Origin of the sequence: Actinophytocola sp. (assembly GCF_050699935.1) — a bacterium.
Classification (GTDB): domain Bacteria; phylum Actinomycetota; class Actinomycetes; order Mycobacteriales; family Pseudonocardiaceae; genus Actinophytocola.
This window is the reverse complement of the sequence record NZ_JBOHGB010000028.1, coordinates 15,171-35,677: the sequence shown is the minus strand read 5'-3', so window position 1 is coordinate 35,677 and position 20,507 is coordinate 15,171. Positions and strand designations below refer to the sequence as shown.

Sequence of the window (20,507 nt, the reverse complement as noted above, 5' to 3'; positions counted from 1 at the left end):
CCCCCGTAGGCCACCAGGAGTGACGATTACGCTACAACGTCACTCGGGCGGTGGCTTGTGGATCACTGCTGGCCTGGGCACGGTCGAGTGGGGCTCCAACGTTCGCTGATGAAGGCGGGTGGTGTGCGATGGCTTCGCCATTGACATTCCTGTGGTTGGAGATCACCGGGAAATGCCAGCTCGGATGCGCCCATTGCTATGCCGATTCAGGGCCACGAGGTTCTCACGGCGTAATGACGACATCAGACTGGTGCCGAGTGATCGACGAGTCGACGACGTTGGGCATTGAAATGGTGCAGTTCATCGGCGGCGAGCCGACCATGCATCCAGGTCTACCACACTTCGTCGATCATGCGCTCGGGCGCGGAATCGAAGTGGAGGTGTATAGCAACCTCGTCCACGTCCGGCCCGAACTCTGGGAGGCCTTTACTCGGCCCGGCGTTCGATTGGCGACGAGCTACTACGCGGACAGCGCAACGCAGCACGCGGCAATCACCAAGCGCCGAGGCAGTCACGCTCGAACCAAGAGCAACATCGTCGAGGCGCTACGACGTTCCATACCGCTCCGGGTCGGGATGGTGGACGTTCACGACGACCAACGAGTCGACGAGCCCGCGATGAGTTGGTCTCCTTGGGCGTGCGGGAGATCGGATACGACCGGCTACGGCAGGTCGGTCGCGGTGTCCGCACGCAAGCGGCCGACGTCGGCCAACTCTGCGGAAACTGCGCGTCCGGCGTCCTGGCCGTGTCTCCGGAGGGTGCCGTCTGGCCGTGCGTGTTCTCCCGCTGGCTGCCGGTCGGCAACGTACGCGAGCAATCACTAGGGGGAGATCGTTGCGGGAGACCAGTGTCAAGGCGTCCGCGCCGAGCTGGCCGAACACTTTCAGCTCGCGCCCGTCGGCGCATGTGATCCGAGGTGTGAGCCGTACACGGCCGGGTGCCACCCGGAGTGCAACCCGTCCTGTAGCCCGCGCTGCAACCCGATCGCCTGTAGGCCGAACTGCCTACCGCCTAGGCGATAACGAAGCCCGCTTCGGTTGCGAGTTGCCCGGAGAGCGTCACGGCCTGCTCCTCGGTGATCTTCGCACCCACGAGCGTGAGGAGTCCGGTCGCGCCGTCCAGTCGCGAGCTGGTCAGGTCGCAGTTCGCGGCGCGGCGCGCCCGGAACTCCGCTCCCTTGAACTCGCACTCCGAGAAGATGACACCGGACAGGTCCCCGTCGATGGTCGCTTCGGTGAACGTGCAGCGATGAAACGCGATCACTCCGTGCCGCTGGTCCACATCTAGCCGGGCGTAGTCCAGCTTGCAGTCCTCGAAATAGAGATCTTCCGCCTTCAACAGCCCTAGCTGGAACCCAACGGCCTGGCAACTCACCAATTCCACGCGGCGGGCAGTCACCTTCTCCCAAGCCGCATTAGCCACAACGACATTGCTCAACGCGACGTCAATCAGCTCAAGTCCGATGAGTCGAGAACCAGTCAGATTCGACCGTGCGACCGCGGCGTTCTGCAACGAGCCTTGCCCCACTGCATCCGCTTGGTCGACGTCCTCCGCTTGGCCGTCGTTGTAGGAAAACCGTCCGGTCAACGAGAGTTCCGAAGTCGGAAGATCCTCGATATCGATCGGACGCCTCAACGTCGCCCCTGCAACCGTGCGACTGTCCATGGCCTCACGCTACCGGCGCGGCTGAAGTACCACATAGCCCCCGTCGCCACAATCGTCGTTTCGCGGCGGGCAACTGCACCAGGCAATCAGACTGATCAGCAAGCATGTCCGTAGCCAGCTAGGATTCTCTCCGCGTGGCGGTGCAGAGGTTCGGCGAGGTCGGGGTAGTCGCCGCCGTCGATGCGGCTGAGCAGCCGGGCAAGCACGTAAAGCTGCGCGAGCCGCCCGGCTGGTGTGTCGAGTGTCGTGGCGAACAAGGTGTGCACGTGTTGGGCGACCGTGGGCACGAGCAGGCTGTAGCAGTACAAGGTCGCCTCGTCCGTGCCGGTCGGGCCGGTGCCCCACAGTTCCCAGTCGAGTAGGCCGAACCGTGGACGCAGGAGGTTGGACCAGTGCAGGTCACCGTGCACGGTCGCCCACCCTGTGACGGTCGTGTCGACGTCGTCGCCGAACCGCTCGCGGACACGCCGGGTGACCTTGTCCTGGTCGGCGTTGACCCGTTGCGTCGGTGTCGACGCCAGCGTCGCGAGGGCGCCGTCGAGATCAGCCCACCAGCGTGCCGTGAGGTCGGGCTGGTTGCGAAGTACGTCGGTGGGCGAGCACGGCTGGCCGGACAGCAGCGTCATCACCTCCGCACGCTGGCAGCGCCCGTCGGTCCACTCGTAGACGTCGAGCACCCGTGGTTTGCGGATACCGCTGATCGCGTCCGCATCGGCGGTGCCGGTCCAGTGTGCGCCGGTTGCCCATTCCGGTTCTTGCGAGACGACCCGCAGCCAGCGATCGCCACCTGTGCCCAAGGCGGGGGCGCTAATCGACCGCAGCCGCCACCCGAACACCGGCTCCCCAGTCACGGTTATGTCGAAGTGGTGCGCGGCGCGGTCGAGGTTGTTGCGCATCCATCGCCTGAACCAGGCGTCCGCCTCGCTGGTGTCGGTCACGCCTGCATCCTTCCCGACAGCTGTCACGATGGCAGGACATGCCGCAGGTAGCGCGCCGGTCCGTCGAGGTAGCGGCGCCAGTGCTCGACAAGTTCGAGGTCTGCCCACTTCACCCGGCGCATGCCGTGCTCGCCGATCTCGACGATGTCTGCGTCAGGGGTCGAGGCCAGGATCGGCGAGTGTGTCGCGCAGACAACCTGCGCGCCTGACTCGCCGAGTTCGTGCATGACGCCGACCAGATGCAGGCACGAGGAGAACGACAGCGCTGACTCGGGCTCGTCCATGACGTAGAACCCGGGATCGCGGAACATCGCACGGAACACGGCGAGGAACCCCTCGCCGTGGCTCATCTGCGCCGTGTTCTCATCCCAGTAGCCGGGGACACCGCCCAGGTTTTCCGTCATGCTGAACGCGGTCTCGGCGCGCAGAAAGATGCCCTTCTTCTTCAGTCGCGGACCGGCCAGCATCCGGGCACCCTGGGCGGTGGTCTCCAGCCGCAGCACTTCGCCTAGCGGTGTCTTGGTGTTGTCCGCGCTTCCCATCTTGCGAGCTGCTCGCCCGCCTCGTGCGTCCAGTTTGAAACCCTCGGCGATCGCTTCGACCAGCGTGGACTTGCCCGAGCCGTTGTCACCGACGAGGAACGTCACCGGGTGGGTGAACGTCAGCCCATGCTCGACCAACTCAGCCACGCTCGGCACGGTGTACGGCCACAGCTCGAAGTCATCGGGGCGCAGATTCTCCGGCACGTATGCGCGGCGGACGAACACACAGTCTCCCTGCTAGTCGTAGTTGGGCTGACAGCCGCCCTTGGGGCCGCACGGGCCGGTGCCCGTTGGCCAGCATTGCGGATTACACGCCGGGCTGCAGTTCGGCCCGCACTTCGGGTCACACGGCCCTTTACCCATCTCTATGGCTCTGAACTGATCGGCAAGTGTCGAGGCAGTCGCGAGCATGCGCGGACCGGCGAGAATGTCGGCGAGCGCCTCGCCCCGCACGTTGCCGATCGGCAGCCAACGGGCGAACACGCATGGCCAGACCGAGCCATCAGGTGCTACCGCGATCTTCCCCTGCCCGCACTGCCCGCACAGTTGGGACACACTCGGCTGCTCCGTTCGTATCCCGCGACCGACCTGGCGAAGATGATCGACACGTATCTCCCCGGTAACACCCATCTCGGCAAGCTCGACGCGAGCCTGCTCGACTCGTTGCCCGTCCCGCATGTCGATCACTCCGACCAGCAGTGGAATCGCCCGGCGCACTGCCTCGGCGATGTTCGCTCGGGTCCGTGCGTGGCTGCCTCGGCCACGGGTGATCGACTCGTGCCCGGCGGCATCGTCGGTGTAGTAGCTCGTGGCGACCCGAACACCAGAAGGACGGGTGTTGCAAGCTCTCCACCTCCACAGACCGTCCACGCACAGCGTCCGCAGTTCCGGGCGCTACCTCGACACGACGCAGCCCCCGTCGCCACGCGTGCGCCGAGGGCTGCGGTCGTCAACGGTCAGGGCCGCAGATCAGCGATCCAGGTTGCCGGCCTTGACTGCGGTCAACAGCCCGGCCACGTCAGCGGCCAGAGTCGGTCCGGTGGGGTGCTTGCTGTCGCGGACCAGATCCTTGCTGTGCGCCAACTCGACGCAACCGTTGGCACTGGCGCCGCTGCGGCTGGATTTCCGCCACCTGATGTGCTCGGTCATGACTTCTCCAAATCCCTTACTTCATCAGCGATCAGGATTCGCGGGTCCCCCGCCGCCACGCGCACGCGTCGAGGACTGCGGTCGTCAATGGCCAGGCCGGGGCCCGCCGTGCTGTCGTCTCGGATCAGCGGTCCAGGTTGCCGGCCTTGACCGCGGCCAGCAGCCCGGCCACGTCAGCGGCCAGAGTCGGTCCGGTGGGGTGCTTGCTGTCGCGGACCAGATCCTTGCTGTGCGCCAACTCGACGCAGCCGGAGGCGTTGGCGCCGCTGCGGCTGGACTTGCGCCACCTGATGTGCTCGGTCATGACTTCTCCAAATCCCTTACCTCATCAGCGATCAGGATTCGCGAGTCCGCCGAGGTGAGAGCCAGGTCGGCCATCTCGTCGAACAACGCTCCGAACCGCTCGACGTCACTCTCATTCTCCACCCACACGCCGCCGGCCGCGTGCTCCAGGTAGACCGCGGGCGGATCGTCGCCGGCGTATCCGACGATGTAGAAGGCGCCGGACATCGTCCCGTAGGAGCCCACGGAGTACGGGACCACCTGAATCGCCACATTGTCCCGCTCGTCCATGTCCAGAAGGTCGTTGAGCTGCTCGATCATGACCGAAGCGTCACCGACCACGCGCCGGATGACGGCTTCGTCGATGAGCGCGTGGAGCTTGAGCGGCGACGACTCGGTGAGCCGTGCCTTCCGGCTCATGCGGGCCGTGACATAGCGCTCGGTGCGATCCGACGTGTGGAACTGGCGCCCCGAGACGTTGAGCGCCCGCGCGTACGCGGCCGTCTGCAACAGGCCGGGGAGCGCCAGCGGCGTCAACATACGCTCCGTATCCGCCTCGGCCTCCGCCCTGAGAAACGCCCGGAACGCTCGCGAGCTTCCTGCCGGCGTCACGACCCGAGTGGCCCGCACGCCAGCGTCCTCCCACAGTTGAGCAGCCTCCTCGCGCTGCTCGGGAGTCGCCTGGTACAAGCCGAGAAGTGCCTGAAGTGCGGCCCAACCTGGGCGAATCTGCCCAGTCTCGTACCGGCTCATTGTCGGTTCCTTCACGCGAAGCAACTGCGCGCCGTCCACCAGATGGAGCCCGGCGTCGATCCTGAGCCGTTCGAGGAACAGGCCGAGGCGACGCTTGCGCCTCGTGGGGGTCGTGGCCATGTGCATAGCGTAGCGTGGTTCTAATAGAGGTAAGTACGCTCGAGTGGGTTATTGTAAGGCGTACTTGCGCCTATTATATTACGCACTTGTCGACCTCGTGTCGGCAGGCGGGCGGGAGGGTCGACGGTCTCCCTTACCTCAGCCCCTCCCGCCCGTCCTTCGAGGTAGAGGAGGTGCGCAACATGACCGCGAGCCGCGAGGCGTTCTGCTGGATGACCGCGCAGGCGGACGGCACCGAGCATGCGGTGACCGACGTTGCACAGGCGACCGGCATCGAGGCTGCTCGGGGTTGGTTCGAGCCGCTCTGCGGCCAGCGATTCCTGGTCGCATGCATGGATGTCGGACCGCTCGGCAGGTGCGCAGAGTGCGAGCTGTTCGTATGCGTACGGGCCGACCTTCGTGATTTCGAGCAGCGCATGACCGAGTACCGCCGACCTGGCTGGCTGTCGCGCCTGTTGTGCCGCTACGAGCAACCGGCAGACGTGGGCGATCCCCTGGAGCCCCAGAACACGCCCACGTCTGCCGGTGTCCAACTATCGCCCGCCCGTCCCCGTCGGCGGCGAGGGAGGCCCACGGCATGACGCTGACCAGCGCCGACCGAGAGCCCATCGCTTCCGGTCCGCATACGCAGGTGGCTCGGCCGACGACCACGGCCAATGCCCTACGGCGACCCGGACCACCGAACTACTGACCTCTGAATCCCCGCGACGAGTGAGGAATTGATAACCCATGGCCAACACGCCGATGATGTACGCATCGGTTGGTATCGACGCGGATTGCCAGATGTGCTTCCGCGTGCGTGATGGCGGTGAAACCGTCGAGTTCTTTGCCGGTGGCGACCGGGAGGAATTCAGCATCAGCTTTGACACTGACGGATTGCGGAGGTTCATCGACCACGGCACCGACGCCTTGTCGGAGGCAGACAAACAACGGGCAAGCCACGAACGTCCCGACGGACAGGAGCGGGTCGCATGACGCGCCCATCGGAACGGGGAGGTGGCCAGTGAACGCCAAGCTGCCGAAGTCGTCGGTACTGGTGGAGATCCCGAAGTGCCGGATGAAAGCGTCGGTCACCGCGGATCGACGGATCATGTTCAACCTCGGGTGGCCGCACGACGAAACCACGCTCGTGTTCGAGCACCGCAAAGCGTTGCGGCACTTCGTGCGTGTTGCGAACGACATCCTGGCCGCACCATCGCCAGACGACCATTCGACGAGAGACCAGTCGGAGATCGTCAGCCCGCCCGACTGACACGACCAGCAACGCGGACGGCGAGGCCACCCTTCAGGGCCTGAAGCGTCACGGCCGAGCCGCGGGCTCCGGCTCGGCCGGCGCTTCCCCGGCCTGGTCCGCCGCGGCCCGGTCCTCGGCGGCTCGGCGGGCGGTGCTGCGGGCCACCAGCAGTGCCGGCGCGAGGACCACGAGGGTGAGGGCGAGTGGCAGCCAGAACGAGGTGTCGAACGCCTCCGGCGCCGGGGAAACCCGCAACCGCGCGTCCAGCACCACCACGAACAGCGCCACCGCGCCGGACGCGCCGACCTCCTGCGCGATCGAGAACGTGGCCGACGCGCGCGGGATCTGCGCCGGCGCCAGTGCGCGGTACGCCGTGGACATCGCCGGCATGATCGTGCAGCCGGAACCGGCGCCGATCAGCCACAGGGACAGCGCGAGCCGCGACAGGCTCGCGTCCGCGCCGGCCTGGGTGAACGAGAAGAAGCCGAGCACCAGCGCGGGCAGTCCACAGAGGATCACCAGGCCGGACTTGCCGCGGTCCACCAGCCGGCCGGCGACCGGCATGGCCATCGCGACGCCGATGCCCTCCGGCACCAGCATCAGGCCCGACGCGAGCGGCGAGGCGTCCCGCACCAGCTGGTAGTACAGCGGGAACAGCATCATCGAGCCGCTCAGCGTGGCGTTCATGAGGAACTGCGTGCCCACGGTCGCGGAGAACGTCCGGTTGCGGAACAGCCGCAGGTCCAGCAGGGGCCGCTCGGTGCGCAGCGCGTGCCGCACGAACAGCACGCCCAGCCCGGCCCCCGCGAGCGTCGGGAGCAGGAACGACGGCTCGGTCAGGCTGGCGACGGTGCTGACGTTGGCCAGCCCGTACACGAGCAGCGTGATGCCCGGGCAGAGCAGCAGGAAGCCCAGCTTGTCGATCGGCTCCGGGGTCGTCGGCTGGTTGCGGTCGAACCAGACCCACGCCAGGGCGAACGCGATGAGCCCGATGGGCAGGTTAAGGAAGAAGATCCACCGCCACGAGCCGGCATCGACCAAAACGCCGCCCACCACCGGCCCGACGACCGGGGCGAACACGATCGCGATCCCCATCAGCCCCATGGCCCGGCCCATCCGCTCCGGCCCGGCGGCCCGCGCGACGAGCGACGTGCCGACCGGTGCCATCAGCCCCGCACCGATGCCCTGCAGGACGCGGAACACCACGAGCGCGGCCGCGGACCCGGCCAGTCCACATGCGACGGACGCGGCGGTGAACAGCACCACCGCGGACAGCCACAGCCGCCGGCCGCCGAAGCGGTCCGTGGCCCAGCCGGTCAGCGGCACCACCATCGCCGTCGACAGGATGTACGCCGTCGTCACCCACTGCGCGGTCGACAGGCTCACCGCGAAGTGGTCGGCCACCGTGTGCAGCGCGACGCCGACGATCGTCATGTCGAGCACGACCGTGAACGACCCGAGCGCGACGATCAGCGCCACCGCGAGAAGCCTGCGGTCCAACGGCGGCGCGCCCGCCTTCCCAGCAGCCATGGCGATCCTCCCGAGTCGGCAACTTGGGAGCACTCTGGCCGGTCGCCGTCCTGCGGTCGTGGGTCGGCGGTCCCCGCGGCGCTAGGCAATCGGCCCAGACCGGGTCGAGGGTCACTCGAGGACATCTTCCCCCGGACCGGTGATGACAAGCCCACGACGAGGGGACCGGCGCGATCGAGTCTTGATTCAGCCGCTAGCGGCAACGCGTTAGGAGCACATCATGCGATTTCTGTCCGGCCTGCAAGAGCCGAAGGTGGCTGTCATCGGCCTGGGGTACGTCGGTTCGTGCGTGGCCGCCGCCCTGGCCGACCGCGGCCTCGAGGTCGTCGGCGTCGACACCAACACCCGGCTGATCGACGAGCTCAACAATGGTTACTGCAGGTTCGCCGAGCACGGCCTGCCCGAGCTGATCGAGAGTGGCATGGCGTCCGGGAAGCTGCGGGCCACCACCGACGCCGCCACGGTGCGCGACGCGGACGTCGTGCTCGTCACGGTCGGCACGCCGGTGCGGGAGGACGGCTCCCTGGCCGACGAGCAGCTGGGTGGCGCCTGCTTCGAGCTGTCCAAGCACATCCGGCGCGGCCAGCTGATCGTGCTCAAGAGCACGGTCCCGCCCGGCACCACCCGCGGCATCGTCCTGCCGCTGCTGCAGCGCGGCGGCCTCGTGGGCGGGCGGGACTTCGGCCTCGCCTTCACCCCGGAGCGGCTGGCCGAGGGCACCGCGCTCGCCGAGCTGCGCTCGTTCCCGATCGTCGCCGGCGGCCTGGACGACGACAGCGCGCAGGACGCCGCCGAGTTCTGGCGGGACGCCCTCGACGTCGAGGTGATCCCGCTGGACACGCTGGAGGCCGCGGAGATCGTCAAGCTGGCCGACAACTGGTGGATCGACCTGAACATCGCGCTGGGCAACGAGCTCGCGAAGTTCTCCGCCCTGTACGGGGTGGACGCGCTCGACGTCATCCGCGCGGCCAACTCGATCCCGAAGGGCAACGGCAACGTCAACATCCTGCTGCCCAGCGTCGGCGTCGGCGGCTCCTGCCTGACCAAGGACCCGTGGATGGTCTGGTACTCCGCCCGCGAGCGCGGCCTGGAGATCCTGACCGCGCCGGCCGGCCGGGACGTCAACGCCAGCATGCCCGAGTACACCGCGCAGCTGGCGGTCGACCAGATGACCAAGCTTGGCAAGGACCCGGCGACCGCGAAGGTGGCGGTGCTGGGGCTGGCGTTCAAGAACAACACCGGCGACCTGCGGGCCACCCCGACGCTCGACGCGGTCGCGGCGCTGGAGCGGGCATGCGGCCAGGTCAGGATCTACGACCCGCTGGTGGACGTCGAGGAGGCCGCGGAGCTGTTCGGCAAGCCGCAGGCCGCGAGCCTGCACGAGGCCGTGCACGACGCGGACTGCATCGCGATCCTGGCGCTGCACCGCGAGTTCGCGGACGTCGAGTTCGCGGACCTGCCCGTCGCGGACGACTGCCTCGTGCTCGACGGCCGGGCGTACTACTCGCGGGAGAAGATCGCCGAGCTGCGCTCGTACGGCTACCACTACCGGGGGATCGGGCGATGAGTCGAGTCGTGGTGACGGGTGGCTGCGGGTTCATCGGCAGCCACCTGGTGGAGCAGCTGATCGCGCGCGGCGACGAGGTGACCGTCTTCGACGGCGGCCCGCCGCCGCGGTGGCAGACCGTCGCGCGCGAACGTGCCAGGTTCGTGCGGGGCGACATCCTCGACCGCACGGCGTTGGCCAAGGCCATCGAGCCCGGCGTGGACCAGGTGTTCCATCTGGCCGCGGTGGTCGGGGTGGACCAGTACCTGGCGCGCCCGCTGGACGTGATCGACGTGAACTTCACCGGCACGCGCAACGTGCTGGACCTCGCGCACGACGCGGGCGCGAAGGTGGTCGTGGCGAGCACCAGCGAGGTGTTCGGCAAGAACCCCTCGGTGCCGTGGCGCGAGGACGACGACCGCGTGCTGGGCGCGACGGCGGCGGACCGCTGGACCTACTCCTCCAGCAAGGCCCTCACCGAGCACCTGACGTTCGCGTACGTGCGCCAGCGCGGGCTCGCGGCGACGATCGTGCGGTACTTCAACGCCTACGGCGCCCGCCAGCGGCCGGGCTTCGTCATCAGCCGCTCGGTGCACCGCGCGCTGAACGGCAAACCGATGGTGGTCTACGACGACGGCAGGCAGACGCGGTGCTTCACGCACATCTCGGACGCGGTCCGGGGCACGCTGCTGGCCGCGGACAGCGAGGCCGCCAACGGTGAGGCGTTCAACATCGGCAGCATGACCGAGACGACGATCGGCGACGCGATCGAGCTGATCGCCGAGCTGGCCGGCCCGGGCGCGGAGATCACCAAGGTGGACACGATCACCAAGCTCGGCAGGTCCTACGAGGACCTGTCCCGGCGCGTGCCCGACAACGCCAAGGCCGGCCGGGTGCTGGGCTGGCAACCGGAGGTCGACCTGCGCGAGGGGCTGTCCAGGACCATCGAGTGGGCCAGGGACAGCCGGTGGTGGCTGGAGCTGCCCGACAGCGGGGCCGCCTGAGCAGTCCTCAATAGACCTCGCCGCACCGGAACCCGTTTCCGGTGCGGCGAGGTCATGTGTCGGGGCTACAGGCCGAACGCGAGGAGCACGCTGCCCTTGTCGGTCGGGTAGAACGGGTAGTAGCCCGCCATCACGTACACCATGCCGTCGGCGATCACCGCGCCGCCGTTGCCGGAGATGGCCGAGCCGCGGCCCGGCACGCCGTTGACGCCGGCGAAGTCGCGCACCGCGTCGAACTCGAACAGCGGCTCGCCGTCCCTGGCCGAGAAGATGCGGAACTTGCCGTCCGTGCTGCCCTCGTAGAGCAGGCCCGGGGTGGCGCTCACCGCGGGCGTGAACGCCAGCTCGCACATGTCGGGGAACTCCGCCGCGCCACCGGTGGTGCAGCCGTCCGCCGGGTGGTCGGCCCGCCAGACGATCCGGCCGGTGGCCGGGTCGACCGCGAACAGCCGGCTGGGCGTCGCGTGCCAGGTGGCGGCGTAGAGGTAGCGGCCGTCGTAGGCGGTGCCCCACTGGACGCCGACCGCGTCCACGGTCTCCGGCGCGAGCACGGTCTGCCAGGCGATCTCACCGGTGCGCGCGTCGAACGCGTGCAGCCGGCCGTCCTTCTGCCCGACGACCACCAGTGTGCGGCCGCCGGTGCGGACCAGGGTCGCGGCCGCGCCGATGTCCTTGTCCTTGGCGTAGGTGCCCTTGCCGGGGCAGGTCTCGTTGGGCACCTCGGTCAGCTCGCAGGCCGCCGTGTAGGTGTCCGGGTGCGTGACCTGCTGCTTCCACCGCAGCCGCCCGGTCTCGATGTCCAGCGCGAGCATGGTGTCGCTGAACCCGGACTGGCCCGTGGCGTCGTTGCCCGTGCCGACGAACAGCGTGCGGGTGCGCGGGTCGATCACCGGGGTGGCCCACACGCTCGCGCCGGCCGGCACGTGCTTCGCGGCGCCGCTCGGCCACGTGCCGACCTTCTTCGCCGGCGGCAGCGTGAAGAACTGCCAGTCGATCGCGCCCGTGCGGGCGTCGAGGCGGACCACCGAGCCACGGTGCGTGCAGCACGGGTAGCTCGGGTCCCTCGTCGCCCCGCCCTCGCTCGTGGACACTCCGAGGTAGACCTTGCCGTCGTGGACCACGGGCGAGCTGGTCAGGTTGGCCAGCGGGTGCTTGTCGACGTGGGCGACCCACGCGAGCCTGCCGGTGCCACGGTGCAGCGCGTACACCCGGCCGGTGCTGTCGCCGAAGTACACCTTGCCGCCCGACACCGCGGCGCCGTCGCGGACGCCGTTGACCGCGAACTGCTCGCCGCCACCCGTGACCGTGGTGAGGTCGAACGTCCACTTCGTGGCGCCGGTCTTCGCGTCCAGCGCGACGAACTCGGCGTCCGGCGCACCGGTGTACAGCACGCCGTCGACCACGGCGGGCTGGCTGCCCACCCGGGAGTACGGCACGGCGGCGAACGTGTACGCCCACTTCAGCTTCAGGTTCCCCACGGTCCGCGGGGTGATCTCGGACTCGGCCCCGTTGTACCGGGTGCCCGCCTGGTCACGTTGCCAGCTCGGCCAGTCCTCGCCGGCCGGGCGCGGATCCGCCGCGCCCCGCGGCGCGTTGTCCGACGAGCTCGCTGCGACGACGCCCAACGAGGCCATCGCCAGCACGACCGCGCCGAGCGCGAGTGCTTTGACGTTACGGCGCACTGCCTTTCCTTTCCTCGGGTGACTGGCCCGACGAACGCGCGAACGGCGCCCTCACCGCAGGTGGTCGCAGTCGAAGGCGCCGTCTTGTCACGTCCCCGGGCCGGGGTGGTTTGCGCTTGTGCGGTGGCCAGCAACGTTGGTGGGGCCATCGGCGGATCCAGGTTTTCGCTGGCGCGTCGAGAGACCCGGCGAACGTCGCTGGCCACCGCACTGGTCAGGCGGCCAGCACCGCGCCGATGTAGGCCGCGACCGCGACGACCGCGAAGTAGGTCCGGACCTGGTGGGCGATGTGCCACACGTGGCGCTTGGCCGCCCACTTCTCGTCCTGCACGGTGTCGACCGGCCACTTCTCGATCTGCCGCCAGATCGGCCGGTTCACGCCCTCGGAGGTGAGGCCGACGCCGAGCATGCCGAGCGAGCCGATCACGAACAGCGCCGCCGCCACACCGGACGAGGTGACGAACGCCGCGACCATGCCGACAGCGCCCGCGACGACGCCGCCCCACACGGCGATCGGGTGGAAGACGTGCATGTCGATGAGCTGGCAGGTGTTGACGTACCGGCCGTACGGCAACGCGTTCAGCAGCGGCAGGATCGACAGCTTCATGATCCACAAGGTGCCGAGCTGAATGCCCGACCAGGCCAGCACCCAGATGCTCATGATGGTGAGAGTCGTGTCCATTTCCCGTTCCTCTCAGGAGGCCAGCCGCGTGGTGGTCTTGCTGGTCTCTTCCCGGATCTCGAACTTGATCGACCGCGCCTCGGTCATGCAGGCCCGCATCGGCCCGGCCAGCTCGCGGTGCCCCGGGCTCCGCTCCCAGGCCACGAAGTGCTCGAGCGACTCCCACTCGCTGGTGATGAGCCACTGCTCCGGGTCCGATGTGGACTGGCAGACCTGGTCGAGGACGTGCCCCGGCACGCCCCCGGCCACCTCGTACCGGATCCGCGCGTAGGCGGCGAGAAACCGCTCGACGTTCTCCTCCGGCACCCGGATCAGGAACACGATCCGCGCCCGCGGCGGTGCGTCACCCATGTCGCCTCCTAACCGCTCGTACCGGCCGGCTCGTACCGACCGACGACGAGCGCGGTGTTGTACCCGTCGAAGCCGCGTGCGTTGACCAGTGCCAGCGAGGTCCGCGCGGCGGTGGGCTCGCGGACGAAGTTGAGCTCGCAGCCCGGTGCCGGGTCGGTGAGCCCATGGGTGGGCGGCAGCAGGTCGTAGCGCATCGCCTGCAGCGCGGTGGCCACGTCGACCGCGGCGCCGCCCTGGTACATGCGGCCGATGCGGCCCTTCTGCGTGGTGACCGGCACCTCGTCGCCGAGCACCTCGCGGATGGCCGCGGCCTCCACCCGGTCGCACTCGGGCACCCCGAGCGCGTCCGCGAACACGACGTCCACATCGGACGGTTCACGGTCCGCGCGCTCCAGCGCCAGCCGCATGGCCCTGGCCAGCCGCACCTGGTCGCCGCCGTAGCCGGGCCGGCTCGGCCGGCCGTCGTGCGTGGCGGCCCAGCCGAGCACCTCGCCGTGGATCTCCGCGCCCCGATCGAGCGCGTGGTCGAGGTCCTCGACGAGCAGCACCGCGCCGCCCTCGGCCGCCACGTACCCGCTCGCCCCGGCCCCGAAGGGCTGGTACGCGGTCTCCGGGTCGGTGCTCTCCGACATGCGCCGGCTGGCCAGCTGGCAGGTCAGCGCGTACGGCGACAGCGGGCCCTCGGTCCCGCCCGCGAGCACCATCGTGGTGCCGCGCCGGATCGTGCGGGTGGCCTGCGCGAAGCTGTCCAGCCCGCCCGCGCTCTCCGCGACCAGCACGCTGCACTGGCCCTTGAGCTGGTGCAGGATGGAGATCTGCCCGACGCTCGCGGCGTAGAACCAGGCGATCGACTGGTAGACGCTGACCTTGCCGTCCGGCTCGCACCACAACGCGGCCAGTTCGCCCTGGCCGAACTCGTTGCCGCCCGAGGAGCTCGCGAGCGCCACGGCCGTGTCGTACGGGTCCAGGGTGGACAGATCGATGCCGGACTCGTCCAGCGCCTCATGGGCCGCGGCGAAGCCGTGCCAGGTCCACCGGTCGGTGGCCACCTTCAACCGCGGCGGCACGTGGACGTCGGCGTCGAAGTTCGGCACCTCGCCGGCGAGCGTGACCGGGTAGCCGGACGGGTCGAACCGGCTTATCCCGCCCAGCTTCGAGCCACCGTCCAGAATGGACTTCCAGTGCACGTCGGCACCGATCCCGGACGGTGCGACCACCCCGATGCCGGTGATCACCGCGCGAGTCATGACTGTTCCGCCTCCCCGGACTCTATTGTGTTGGTTGCGTTGGGAGACAGAAGGTTCTGGTTGGGCACGTACTTGTGGCTGGTTTGCATCGCGGTCCCCTGAGGTGCGGTTGCGAGGCTCTCGGCCTGATTCGCACTTGGGGTTGACACACGGGGTGTCATGACGCCTCCTTCAAGCGGCTGAAGACCATCGCCGACTGGAACCCGCCGAACCCGCTGCCGACCGAGAGGGCGACGTCCACCCTGGCCTCGCGGGCCGTGTTGGGCGTGTAGTCGAGATCGCACTCCGGGTCGCGCTGCGACCAGTTGGCCGTCGGCGCGATCGCGTTCCGGTCGATCGTCAGCGCGCACGCGGCCATCTCGATCGCGCCGATCGCGCCGAGCGAGTGGCCGATCATCGACTTGATCGAGCTGACCGGGGTCCGGTACGCGTGCTCGCCGAGCGCCTTCTTGAACGCCGCGGTCTCGTGCCGGTCGTTCTGCTTGGTGCCCGAGCCGTGCGCGCAGATGTAGTCCACGTCGGTCGGGTCGGTGCGGCCCTGGTCCAGCGAGACTCGGATGGCCTCGGCCATCTCCAGCCCGTCCGGGCGCAGCCCGGTCATGTGGAACCCGTTGGAGCGGCTGGCGTAGCCGGTGACCTCGCAGTAGACCTTCGCCCCGCGCTCGAGTGCGTGGTCGAGCTCCTCGAGGATCAGCACCGCGCCGCCCTCGCCCATGACGAAGCCCTTGCGGGTGGCGTCGAACGGGCGCGAGGCGTGCTCGGGGTCGTCGTTCTCCGGCGTGGTGGCCTTGATCGCGTCGAACGAGGACACCGTCACCGGGGAGATCGGGCTGTCCGACGCGCCCGCGATGACCACGTCGGCCTCGCCGTCCTGCACGAGGTTCCACGCGTAGCCGATGGCGTCGATTCCCGACGTGCAGCCGGTCGACACCACCTGGGCCGGCCCGTGCGTGCCGTACCGGTGCGCGATGTCGCCGGCCAGGCTCGACGGGACCAGCGCCTGGTAGAGGAACGGGCCGGCGTAGGTGTGGTCGACCAGCCAGTCCTGGCCGGAGTTCGACACCGCGACGTACTCGGCCTCCAGCGCCATCGTGCCGCCGACCGCCGAGCCCATGACCACGCCGGTGTTCTCCAGCGTCCGCTCGTCGAGCTCCAGGCCCGCGTCGGCGATCGCCTCGGCCGCGCACGCCAGTCCGAACTGGACATAGCGGTCCGCGCGGCGGATCTCCCTCGGGGACAGCCCGGCGGCGGCCGGGTCGAAGTCCACCTCGGCCGCCACCTTGGACCGGAACCTGCTCGCGTCGAAGAACGTGATCGTCCGCGTCGCGGTGCGCCCGGCGGTCAGGGTGTCCCAGAACTGGTCTCTGGTGACGCCACCGGGGGCGACCACGCCGACCCCGGTGACGACGACCCTCCGGTAAGGGCTCATGCGGCCTTCGTCTCCCGCTCCGCCAGGAGCCTCGCGGACAGCGCGGCGGCCTCCTCGCAGGTCTCGGTGTCCACGTGGCCGAGCTCCGGCCGCGGGGCCAGCGGGCCGAGGTGGAACACCGCGAAGACCTCCCCGTCGCCGACGTTGCGCAGCCGGTGGCGAGTCTGTTTGGGCACCAGGATCGCGCTGCCGGCGGGGACCGGGACGGCCTCGCCTTCCACGTCCACCTCCAGCTCGCCGCGGATGCAGAACACGAACTCCTCGCTGTAGGGGTGGTAGTGCTCGGCGATGGCCTCGCCCGCGCCCAGCGTGGCGCCGCCCATGAACCCGGACGTGCTGCCGACCGTGCGCGGGGACAGCAGCGTCTGGATGGTCCCACCGCGACGGTGGTCCTGTGGACAGTCGTGAATGGACACCACGTTATGCGCCCGCGCGCGCCGCGAGTGGTAGGCCTTCTCGATCTTGTCCTTGATGATCCGCAGCTGGATCTTCGAGTTCTTGTTGATGTTGTTGACCATCCACTCGTCGTCCACCGGCGCGGTGTCCTTCATGTGGAAGTCCTGCACCCAGCGCAGAATGACGCCGCCCTCGACCTGTTCGTAGTACCAGTCGAGGTCCATGTACTCGAACGGACCGGTCTCGATGCGGTGCGAGTGCGTGCGCTTCTCGTCGTGGTGGCGGGTGCGCTCGCTGACCCAGCTCCACACCGTGCCGTTGTCGTCCGGGTGCATGGTGAGCCGGAAGGTGATCGTGTCGCCCTCCTCGCTCAGCACGTCGGTCGCGGCGTACTCGGTGAACAGGTTCGGCCAGTTCGGCACGTCGTTGGTGATGTCCCAGACGAGCTGGAACGGTGCCTCGATCCGGATCTGGTTGTCGGTGTGCCCAGCCATGTCGACTTTCTCCTCCGCTACGCCGCCTGCTCGAAGGCCTGGTTGATGAACTCGACGATCTCGCCGACGGACAGCTCCGCGGACTCGTCGGGGATCTCCACGCCGTACTGCTTGGTGATGACGATCTGCACCTCGAGGACCGCGAGGGAGTCCAGGCCGAGTTCCTCGAGCGTGTTCTCCGGCCCGTCGGCCAGCGCCTGAGGGGCCAGGCCGACCTTCTTCACCAGGATCGACTCGATGTCGCCGAACGACACAGCCATGTGAGGGCTCCTTATTTGTCGTAGGTGTAGAAGCACTGGGCCTGCGCGTCCTTCGGCGAGCGCCAGGTCGGCAGGTATGGGGAGACGAAGTCGCCGAGCCGCTCGCTGATGCGGACGAACTCGGGGTGTCCCTTGATCCGGTTGATGGTCCCCGGGCCCGGCTCGGCCGTCTCCAGCAGCTGGATGTAGACGTCGCCCAGCTGCCACAGGGACCGGTGCTCCACACCGGCGATCCGCGGGAGCTCCGTCGCGTCGGACTCGGCCCAGATGTCGCGGACGTTCTCGGTTGAGTCGGGCATCATTCGCGCGACTATCAGTGTTCGATGCACGCCGGTCACTCCAGCTTCGAGGGCGCTCGTGGCGTTGTGCTGCACATTCGAGCGGCCGATTCGGACGGGTTCCCATTGAGGATGCGTTCCCTCCCGTCCCATGGTCATGAGTCGGGTGTCCCAGCCACCGGGGCTGTCGAGCGGGGCTCGAGTAATTCCGTGAACGTGACGATGCCGGCCTGGCGAAAGCCAGACCGGCATCTTTTCCGTCGCGACTTATTCGGTGCAGTCGAACACGATCTTGCCGGTGACCCCGCGCTCGAGGTCGGCGAAGACCCGCTCCGCCTCGCGCAGCGGCACCGTGCGGACCGACCGCGGCGCGATCTTGTCCGCGGACAGGAGGTTCAGCACCTCGGTCAGGTCCTCGCGGTAGGCGCTCGGCTGGGACTTCTCCAGCGACCAGGCGTTGTAGAAGCCTGTCCTACGGCCGTCCGGGCGCAGTTTCGGCGCCACGATGCCGCCGAGGAAGCCGACCGCGCCGATGAACATGTTGGGCTTGCCGTCGCGCAGCGCGTCGTTCTGCCCGTAGGCGACCAGCCGGCCGCCGCGGCGCAGCACGCTGTAGGAGCGCCAGAAGTGCGCGCCGCCGATCGGGTCGAACGCGGCGTCCACCGTGCCGTTCTTGTCGTACGCGGTCCACGCGTTGAGCTCGCCCCCGGCGTCGACGGAGCCACGCACGACGTTGGCGAAGTCCTGGTCGCGGTAGTCGATGGCGACCGCGCCGTGCCGGCGGACCACGTCGAGGTTGGCGGCGGACGCGGTGCCGAACACGGTCACGCCGCCGATGTGCTCCGCGAGCTGCAGGAACGCCAGCCCGACGCCGCCGGACGCGCCGTGCACGAGGATGCGCTGGCCGGAGCGCACCCGCGCGACCCGGTGCAGCATCTGGTAGGCGATGAAGTAGTTGAGCGACACGGCGGCCGCGTGCACCGGGTCGACCCCGTCGGGCACCGGCACCACGCGCTCGGCCGGCAGGTTCACCGCGGTGGTGTACCCGCCGGAGGCGACGAGTGCGGTCACCCGCTGGCCGGGCGCGAGACCGGTCACGCCGGCGCCGACGGACTCGACGACACCGGTGAGATCGCAGCCCGGCACGAACGGCGGCTTCGGGCCGCCGGGCACCACGCCGCGCTGGAACAGCAGGTCACCGTAGGAGACGCCGGCCGCCTCGACCCTGACCCGCACGTGCCCCGCGGGGGGCGCCGCGATCTCCTCGGTGCGAGTCTGCAGGCAGTCGGCCACGTCCCGGTTGACCGCGTAAACCTGGGTGGTCTGCATCTCGGCCTCCGTCAAAGACAATTCATGGCTTCCCGACGCTAACACCTCGATAATGGCCCGACAACAAGTCCGGGACACACATCCCGGCATTCCTGGGAATTGTTCACGTCGGGCTGGGACGTCGTCCAGAAGCCGTCGGGACGCGTGGTTGAAATGGTGGGCGTCTACCGACAATGCCGCGCGCGGAGGTTCTGCCGATGTCCGAAGAGAACATCGAACTCGTCAGGTACGTGACCGAGGAAGGCCTGAACAACGGGAACCTCGAGTTCATCAACGACGTCTTCGCCGAGGACTACGAGGTGCACACCGCCGGCCTGGAGCTGCCGAAGGGCCCGGCGGCGTTCCAGATGGCCGTGGAGTTCTGGAAGCGCGCGTTCCCCGACTTCACCTGTGGCATCCAGGACATGTTCGCCAGCGGCGACCTCGTCGGCCTGCGGTTCCGCACGACCGGCACGCACACCGGCCCGCTCATGTGGATGCCGCCGACCGGCCGGACGTTCGTCGTCGAGGGGGTCGACCTGCACCGGGTGCGGGACGGCAAGGTCGTGGAGTCGTGGATCAGCGATGACTTCCCGCGGATCCTGTTCGAGCTCGGGATCGTCGAGGAGCCGAAGCCGCCGGCCGGTGCCGCGCCGCCGCGGGGCGTCGCCATCCCCGAGGCGAAGGCGAGCTGATGGCGCACGAGATCGCCTTCATCGGCCTCGGCGCGATGGGCGGGGGCATGGTCTCCCGCCTGCTCGCGGCGGGCGAGAAGGTGACGGTGTACAACCGGACCCGCTCGCGGGGCGAGGCGCTCGCGGCCGAGGGCGCGGTGCTGGCGGACACCCCGGCGGAGGCGGCGCGGGACGCGGAGGTCGTGTTCCTGTCGCTGGCGACGAGCGAGGTCGTGGAGGCGTTGCTGTTCGGCCCCTCCGGCGCGGTCGAGGGCCTCCCGCCCGGCGCGATCGTTGCCGACATGTCAACGGTGGCGCCGGACTTCGCCACGTCCTTGCAGGCCAAGCTGGCATCGACCGGCCACCGCGGCCTGGACGCGTGCGTGCTCGGCAACGCGGCGCACGCGAAGGACGGCGAGCTGCGCTTCATGATCGGCGGCACCGCCGAGGACGTCGCGGTCCTCACCGCGGTCGTCGGGCCGCTCGCCAAGGAGATCGTCCACCTGGGACCCGGCGGCATGGGGGCAACGGCCAAGCTGGCACTGAACCTGTTGATGGGCGTGCAGATGCAGGCGCTGACCGAGGCCATCGTGTTCGGCGAGCGAGCCGGCCTGGACCGCGGCACGCTGATCAAGCTGATCGCGGCGGGCGGCTACAGCTCACCGATGATGAAGTTCAAGGCCGGCGTGATGGCCAGGCGGGCGTTCGAGAAGGCCGACTTCCGGCTGAAGCTGATGCGCAAGGACCTCGACCTGGTGCTGGCGCAGACCCGGCGGCTCGGTGTGCCCATGCCCACCACCGCGGCGAGCCACGACTGGCTGACCGCCGCCACGAACGCCGGCCTCGGCGAGCACGACGTGGCCGCGCTGCTGGCCTACTTCGAACAGATCTCGGGCCTGTCCCACTACCCGCCCCCGGGCGAAGCCGCGGCCTAGAGCCAGGA

26 protein-coding genes are annotated in these 20,507 nt (G+C 69.0%); 9 read left to right on the top strand and 17 right to left on the bottom strand.

What is annotated here, in order from left to right:
• The first annotated feature begins 128 nt into the window (after positions 1-128).
• Both ACRDTB_RS12540 and ACRDTB_RS12535 read left to right on the top strand, forming a co-directional pair.
• Complete coding sequence (locus ACRDTB_RS12540) at positions 129-824, top strand: radical SAM protein (protein WP_431430302.1); 696 nt, start codon at positions 129-131, stop codon at positions 822-824.
• On the top strand, positions 746-910 hold the full coding sequence (locus ACRDTB_RS12535) for a hypothetical protein (protein WP_431430300.1): 165 nt from the start codon (positions 746-748) through the stop codon (positions 908-910). The genes ACRDTB_RS12540 and ACRDTB_RS12535 overlap by 79 nt, the downstream gene beginning before the upstream one ends.
• Positions 911-1,011: 101 nt before the next feature.
• Here the strand turns inward: ACRDTB_RS12535 and ACRDTB_RS12530 are convergent, their stop codons facing one another.
• From ACRDTB_RS12530 to ACRDTB_RS12500, 7 genes are all read right to left on the bottom strand, one after another.
• Positions 1,012-1,665 carry a pentapeptide repeat-containing protein gene (locus ACRDTB_RS12530; protein ID WP_431430299.1) on the bottom strand — a complete coding sequence of 218 codons (654 nt, stop codon included), beginning with the start codon at positions 1,663-1,665 and terminating at the stop codon, positions 1,012-1,014.
• A 95-nt stretch (positions 1,666-1,760) separates the two neighbouring features.
• On the bottom strand, positions 1,761-2,603 hold the full coding sequence (locus ACRDTB_RS12525; RefSeq protein ID WP_431430297.1) for an aminoglycoside phosphotransferase: 843 nt from the start codon (positions 2,601-2,603) through the stop codon (positions 1,761-1,763).
• A 23-nt stretch (positions 2,604-2,626) separates the two neighbouring features.
• Positions 2,627-3,370 (bottom strand): AAA family ATPase, encoded by a 744-nt coding sequence (locus ACRDTB_RS12520; protein ID WP_431430296.1) that lies wholly within the window; start codon positions 3,368-3,370, stop codon positions 2,627-2,629.
• 12 nt (positions 3,371-3,382) lie between these two features.
• Entirely contained in the window at positions 3,383-4,015 is a 633-nt protein-coding gene (locus ACRDTB_RS12515; protein ID WP_431430294.1) for an SPASM domain-containing protein, read from the bottom strand.
• Positions 4,016-4,114: 99 nt separating this feature from the next.
• The gene (locus tag ACRDTB_RS12510) at positions 4,115-4,294 is read right to left on the bottom strand and encodes a DUF397 domain-containing protein (protein ID WP_431430293.1); all 180 of its coding nucleotides are present in this window, start codon (positions 4,292-4,294) and stop codon (positions 4,115-4,117) included.
• A gap of 124 nt (positions 4,295-4,418) precedes the next feature.
• A complete protein-coding gene (locus tag ACRDTB_RS12505; RefSeq protein ID WP_431430291.1) occupies positions 4,419-4,598 on the bottom strand; it encodes a DUF397 domain-containing protein in 180 nt (59 codons plus the stop codon).
• Positions 4,595-5,449: a helix-turn-helix domain-containing protein gene (locus ACRDTB_RS12500; RefSeq protein WP_431430290.1), complete on the bottom strand. Its 855-nt coding sequence runs from the start codon at positions 5,447-5,449 to the stop codon at positions 4,595-4,597. Before ACRDTB_RS12500 ends, ACRDTB_RS12505 begins: the two co-directional genes overlap by 4 nt.
• Before the next feature lie 182 nt (positions 5,450-5,631).
• Here ACRDTB_RS12500 and ACRDTB_RS12495 point away from each other — a divergent pair, with 182 nt between their 5' ends.
• The 3 genes from ACRDTB_RS12495 to ACRDTB_RS12485 all read left to right on the top strand — a co-directional run bounded on the left by ACRDTB_RS12495 (position 5,632) and on the right by ACRDTB_RS12485 (position 6,701).
• Positions 5,632-6,030: a hypothetical protein gene (locus ACRDTB_RS12495; protein WP_431430289.1), complete on the top strand. Its 399-nt coding sequence runs from the start codon at positions 5,632-5,634 to the stop codon at positions 6,028-6,030.
• A 148-nt stretch (positions 6,031-6,178) separates the two neighbouring features.
• On the top strand, positions 6,179-6,424 hold the full coding sequence (locus ACRDTB_RS12490; RefSeq protein ID WP_431430288.1) for a hypothetical protein: 246 nt from the start codon (positions 6,179-6,181) through the stop codon (positions 6,422-6,424).
• A gap of 28 nt (positions 6,425-6,452) precedes the next feature.
• Positions 6,453-6,701 (top strand): hypothetical protein, encoded by a 249-nt coding sequence (locus tag ACRDTB_RS12485; RefSeq protein ID WP_431430287.1) that lies wholly within the window; start codon positions 6,453-6,455, stop codon positions 6,699-6,701.
• Positions 6,702-6,749: 48 nt separating this feature from the next.
• Here ACRDTB_RS12485 and ACRDTB_RS12480 read toward each other — a convergent pair whose 3' ends face one another.
• The gene (locus tag ACRDTB_RS12480) at positions 6,750-8,213 is read right to left on the bottom strand and encodes a DHA2 family efflux MFS transporter permease subunit (RefSeq protein ID WP_431430286.1); all 1,464 of its coding nucleotides are present in this window, start codon (positions 8,211-8,213) and stop codon (positions 6,750-6,752) included.
• 220 nt (positions 8,214-8,433) lie between these two features.
• Here ACRDTB_RS12480 and ACRDTB_RS12475 point away from each other — a divergent pair, with 220 nt between their 5' ends.
• Both ACRDTB_RS12475 and ACRDTB_RS12470 read left to right on the top strand, forming a co-directional pair.
• Entirely contained in the window at positions 8,434-9,780 is a 1,347-nt protein-coding gene (locus ACRDTB_RS12475) for a nucleotide sugar dehydrogenase (RefSeq protein WP_431430285.1), read from the top strand.
• Positions 9,777-10,763: an NAD-dependent epimerase/dehydratase family protein gene (locus ACRDTB_RS12470; RefSeq protein ID WP_431430284.1), complete on the top strand. Its 987-nt coding sequence runs from the start codon at positions 9,777-9,779 to the stop codon at positions 10,761-10,763. Before ACRDTB_RS12475 ends, ACRDTB_RS12470 begins: the two co-directional genes overlap by 4 nt.
• Before the next feature lie 65 nt (positions 10,764-10,828).
• On the opposite strand, the gene ACRDTB_RS12465 is transcribed toward ACRDTB_RS12470, so the two are convergent.
• The 9 genes from ACRDTB_RS12465 to ACRDTB_RS12425 all read right to left on the bottom strand — a co-directional run bounded on the left by ACRDTB_RS12465 (position 10,829) and on the right by ACRDTB_RS12425 (position 18,911).
• A complete protein-coding gene (locus tag ACRDTB_RS12465) occupies positions 10,829-12,445 on the bottom strand; it encodes a PQQ-binding-like beta-propeller repeat protein (RefSeq protein ID WP_431430283.1) in 1,617 nt (538 codons plus the stop codon).
• A gap of 214 nt (positions 12,446-12,659) precedes the next feature.
• Entirely contained in the window at positions 12,660-13,127 is a 468-nt protein-coding gene (locus ACRDTB_RS12460; protein ID WP_431430282.1) for a hypothetical protein, read from the bottom strand.
• A gap of 12 nt (positions 13,128-13,139) precedes the next feature.
• Positions 13,140-13,478 (bottom strand): antibiotic biosynthesis monooxygenase family protein, encoded by a 339-nt coding sequence (locus ACRDTB_RS12455; RefSeq protein WP_431430281.1) that lies wholly within the window; start codon positions 13,476-13,478, stop codon positions 13,140-13,142.
• Positions 13,479-13,486: 8 nt separating this feature from the next.
• Entirely contained in the window at positions 13,487-14,725 is a 1,239-nt protein-coding gene (locus tag ACRDTB_RS12450) for a beta-ketoacyl synthase N-terminal-like domain-containing protein (protein WP_431430280.1), read from the bottom strand.
• Positions 14,726-14,882: 157 nt separating this feature from the next.
• The gene (locus tag ACRDTB_RS12445; RefSeq protein ID WP_431430279.1) at positions 14,883-16,154 is read right to left on the bottom strand and encodes a beta-ketoacyl-[acyl-carrier-protein] synthase family protein; all 1,272 of its coding nucleotides are present in this window, start codon (positions 16,152-16,154) and stop codon (positions 14,883-14,885) included.
• Complete coding sequence (locus ACRDTB_RS12440) at positions 16,151-17,044, bottom strand: cupin domain-containing protein (RefSeq protein ID WP_431430278.1); 894 nt, start codon at positions 17,042-17,044, stop codon at positions 16,151-16,153. The genes ACRDTB_RS12445 and ACRDTB_RS12440 overlap by 4 nt, the downstream gene beginning before the upstream one ends.
• 17 nt (positions 17,045-17,061) lie before the next feature.
• Positions 17,062-17,304, bottom strand: a complete 243-nt coding sequence (locus tag ACRDTB_RS12435) for a phosphopantetheine-binding protein (RefSeq protein ID WP_431430277.1) — start codon at positions 17,302-17,304, stop codon at positions 17,062-17,064.
• 11 nt (positions 17,305-17,315) lie between these two features.
• Positions 17,316-17,633: a TcmI family type II polyketide cyclase gene (locus ACRDTB_RS12430; protein ID WP_431430276.1), complete on the bottom strand. Its 318-nt coding sequence runs from the start codon at positions 17,631-17,633 to the stop codon at positions 17,316-17,318.
• Positions 17,634-17,849: 216 nt separating this feature from the next.
• Positions 17,850-18,911 (bottom strand): medium chain dehydrogenase/reductase family protein, encoded by a 1,062-nt coding sequence (locus ACRDTB_RS12425; RefSeq protein ID WP_431430275.1) that lies wholly within the window; start codon positions 18,909-18,911, stop codon positions 17,850-17,852.
• Positions 18,912-19,108: 197 nt separating this feature from the next.
• Here ACRDTB_RS12425 and ACRDTB_RS12420 point away from each other — a divergent pair, with 197 nt between their 5' ends.
• Both ACRDTB_RS12420 and ACRDTB_RS12415 read left to right on the top strand, forming a co-directional pair.
• Positions 19,109-19,585 (top strand): ester cyclase, encoded by a 477-nt coding sequence (locus ACRDTB_RS12420; RefSeq protein WP_431430274.1) that lies wholly within the window; start codon positions 19,109-19,111, stop codon positions 19,583-19,585.
• Positions 19,585-20,499 (top strand): NAD(P)-dependent oxidoreductase, encoded by a 915-nt coding sequence (locus tag ACRDTB_RS12415; protein ID WP_431430273.1) that lies wholly within the window; start codon positions 19,585-19,587, stop codon positions 20,497-20,499. The genes ACRDTB_RS12420 and ACRDTB_RS12415 overlap by 1 nt, the downstream gene beginning before the upstream one ends.
• The last annotated feature ends 8 nt before the right edge of the window (positions 20,500-20,507 follow it).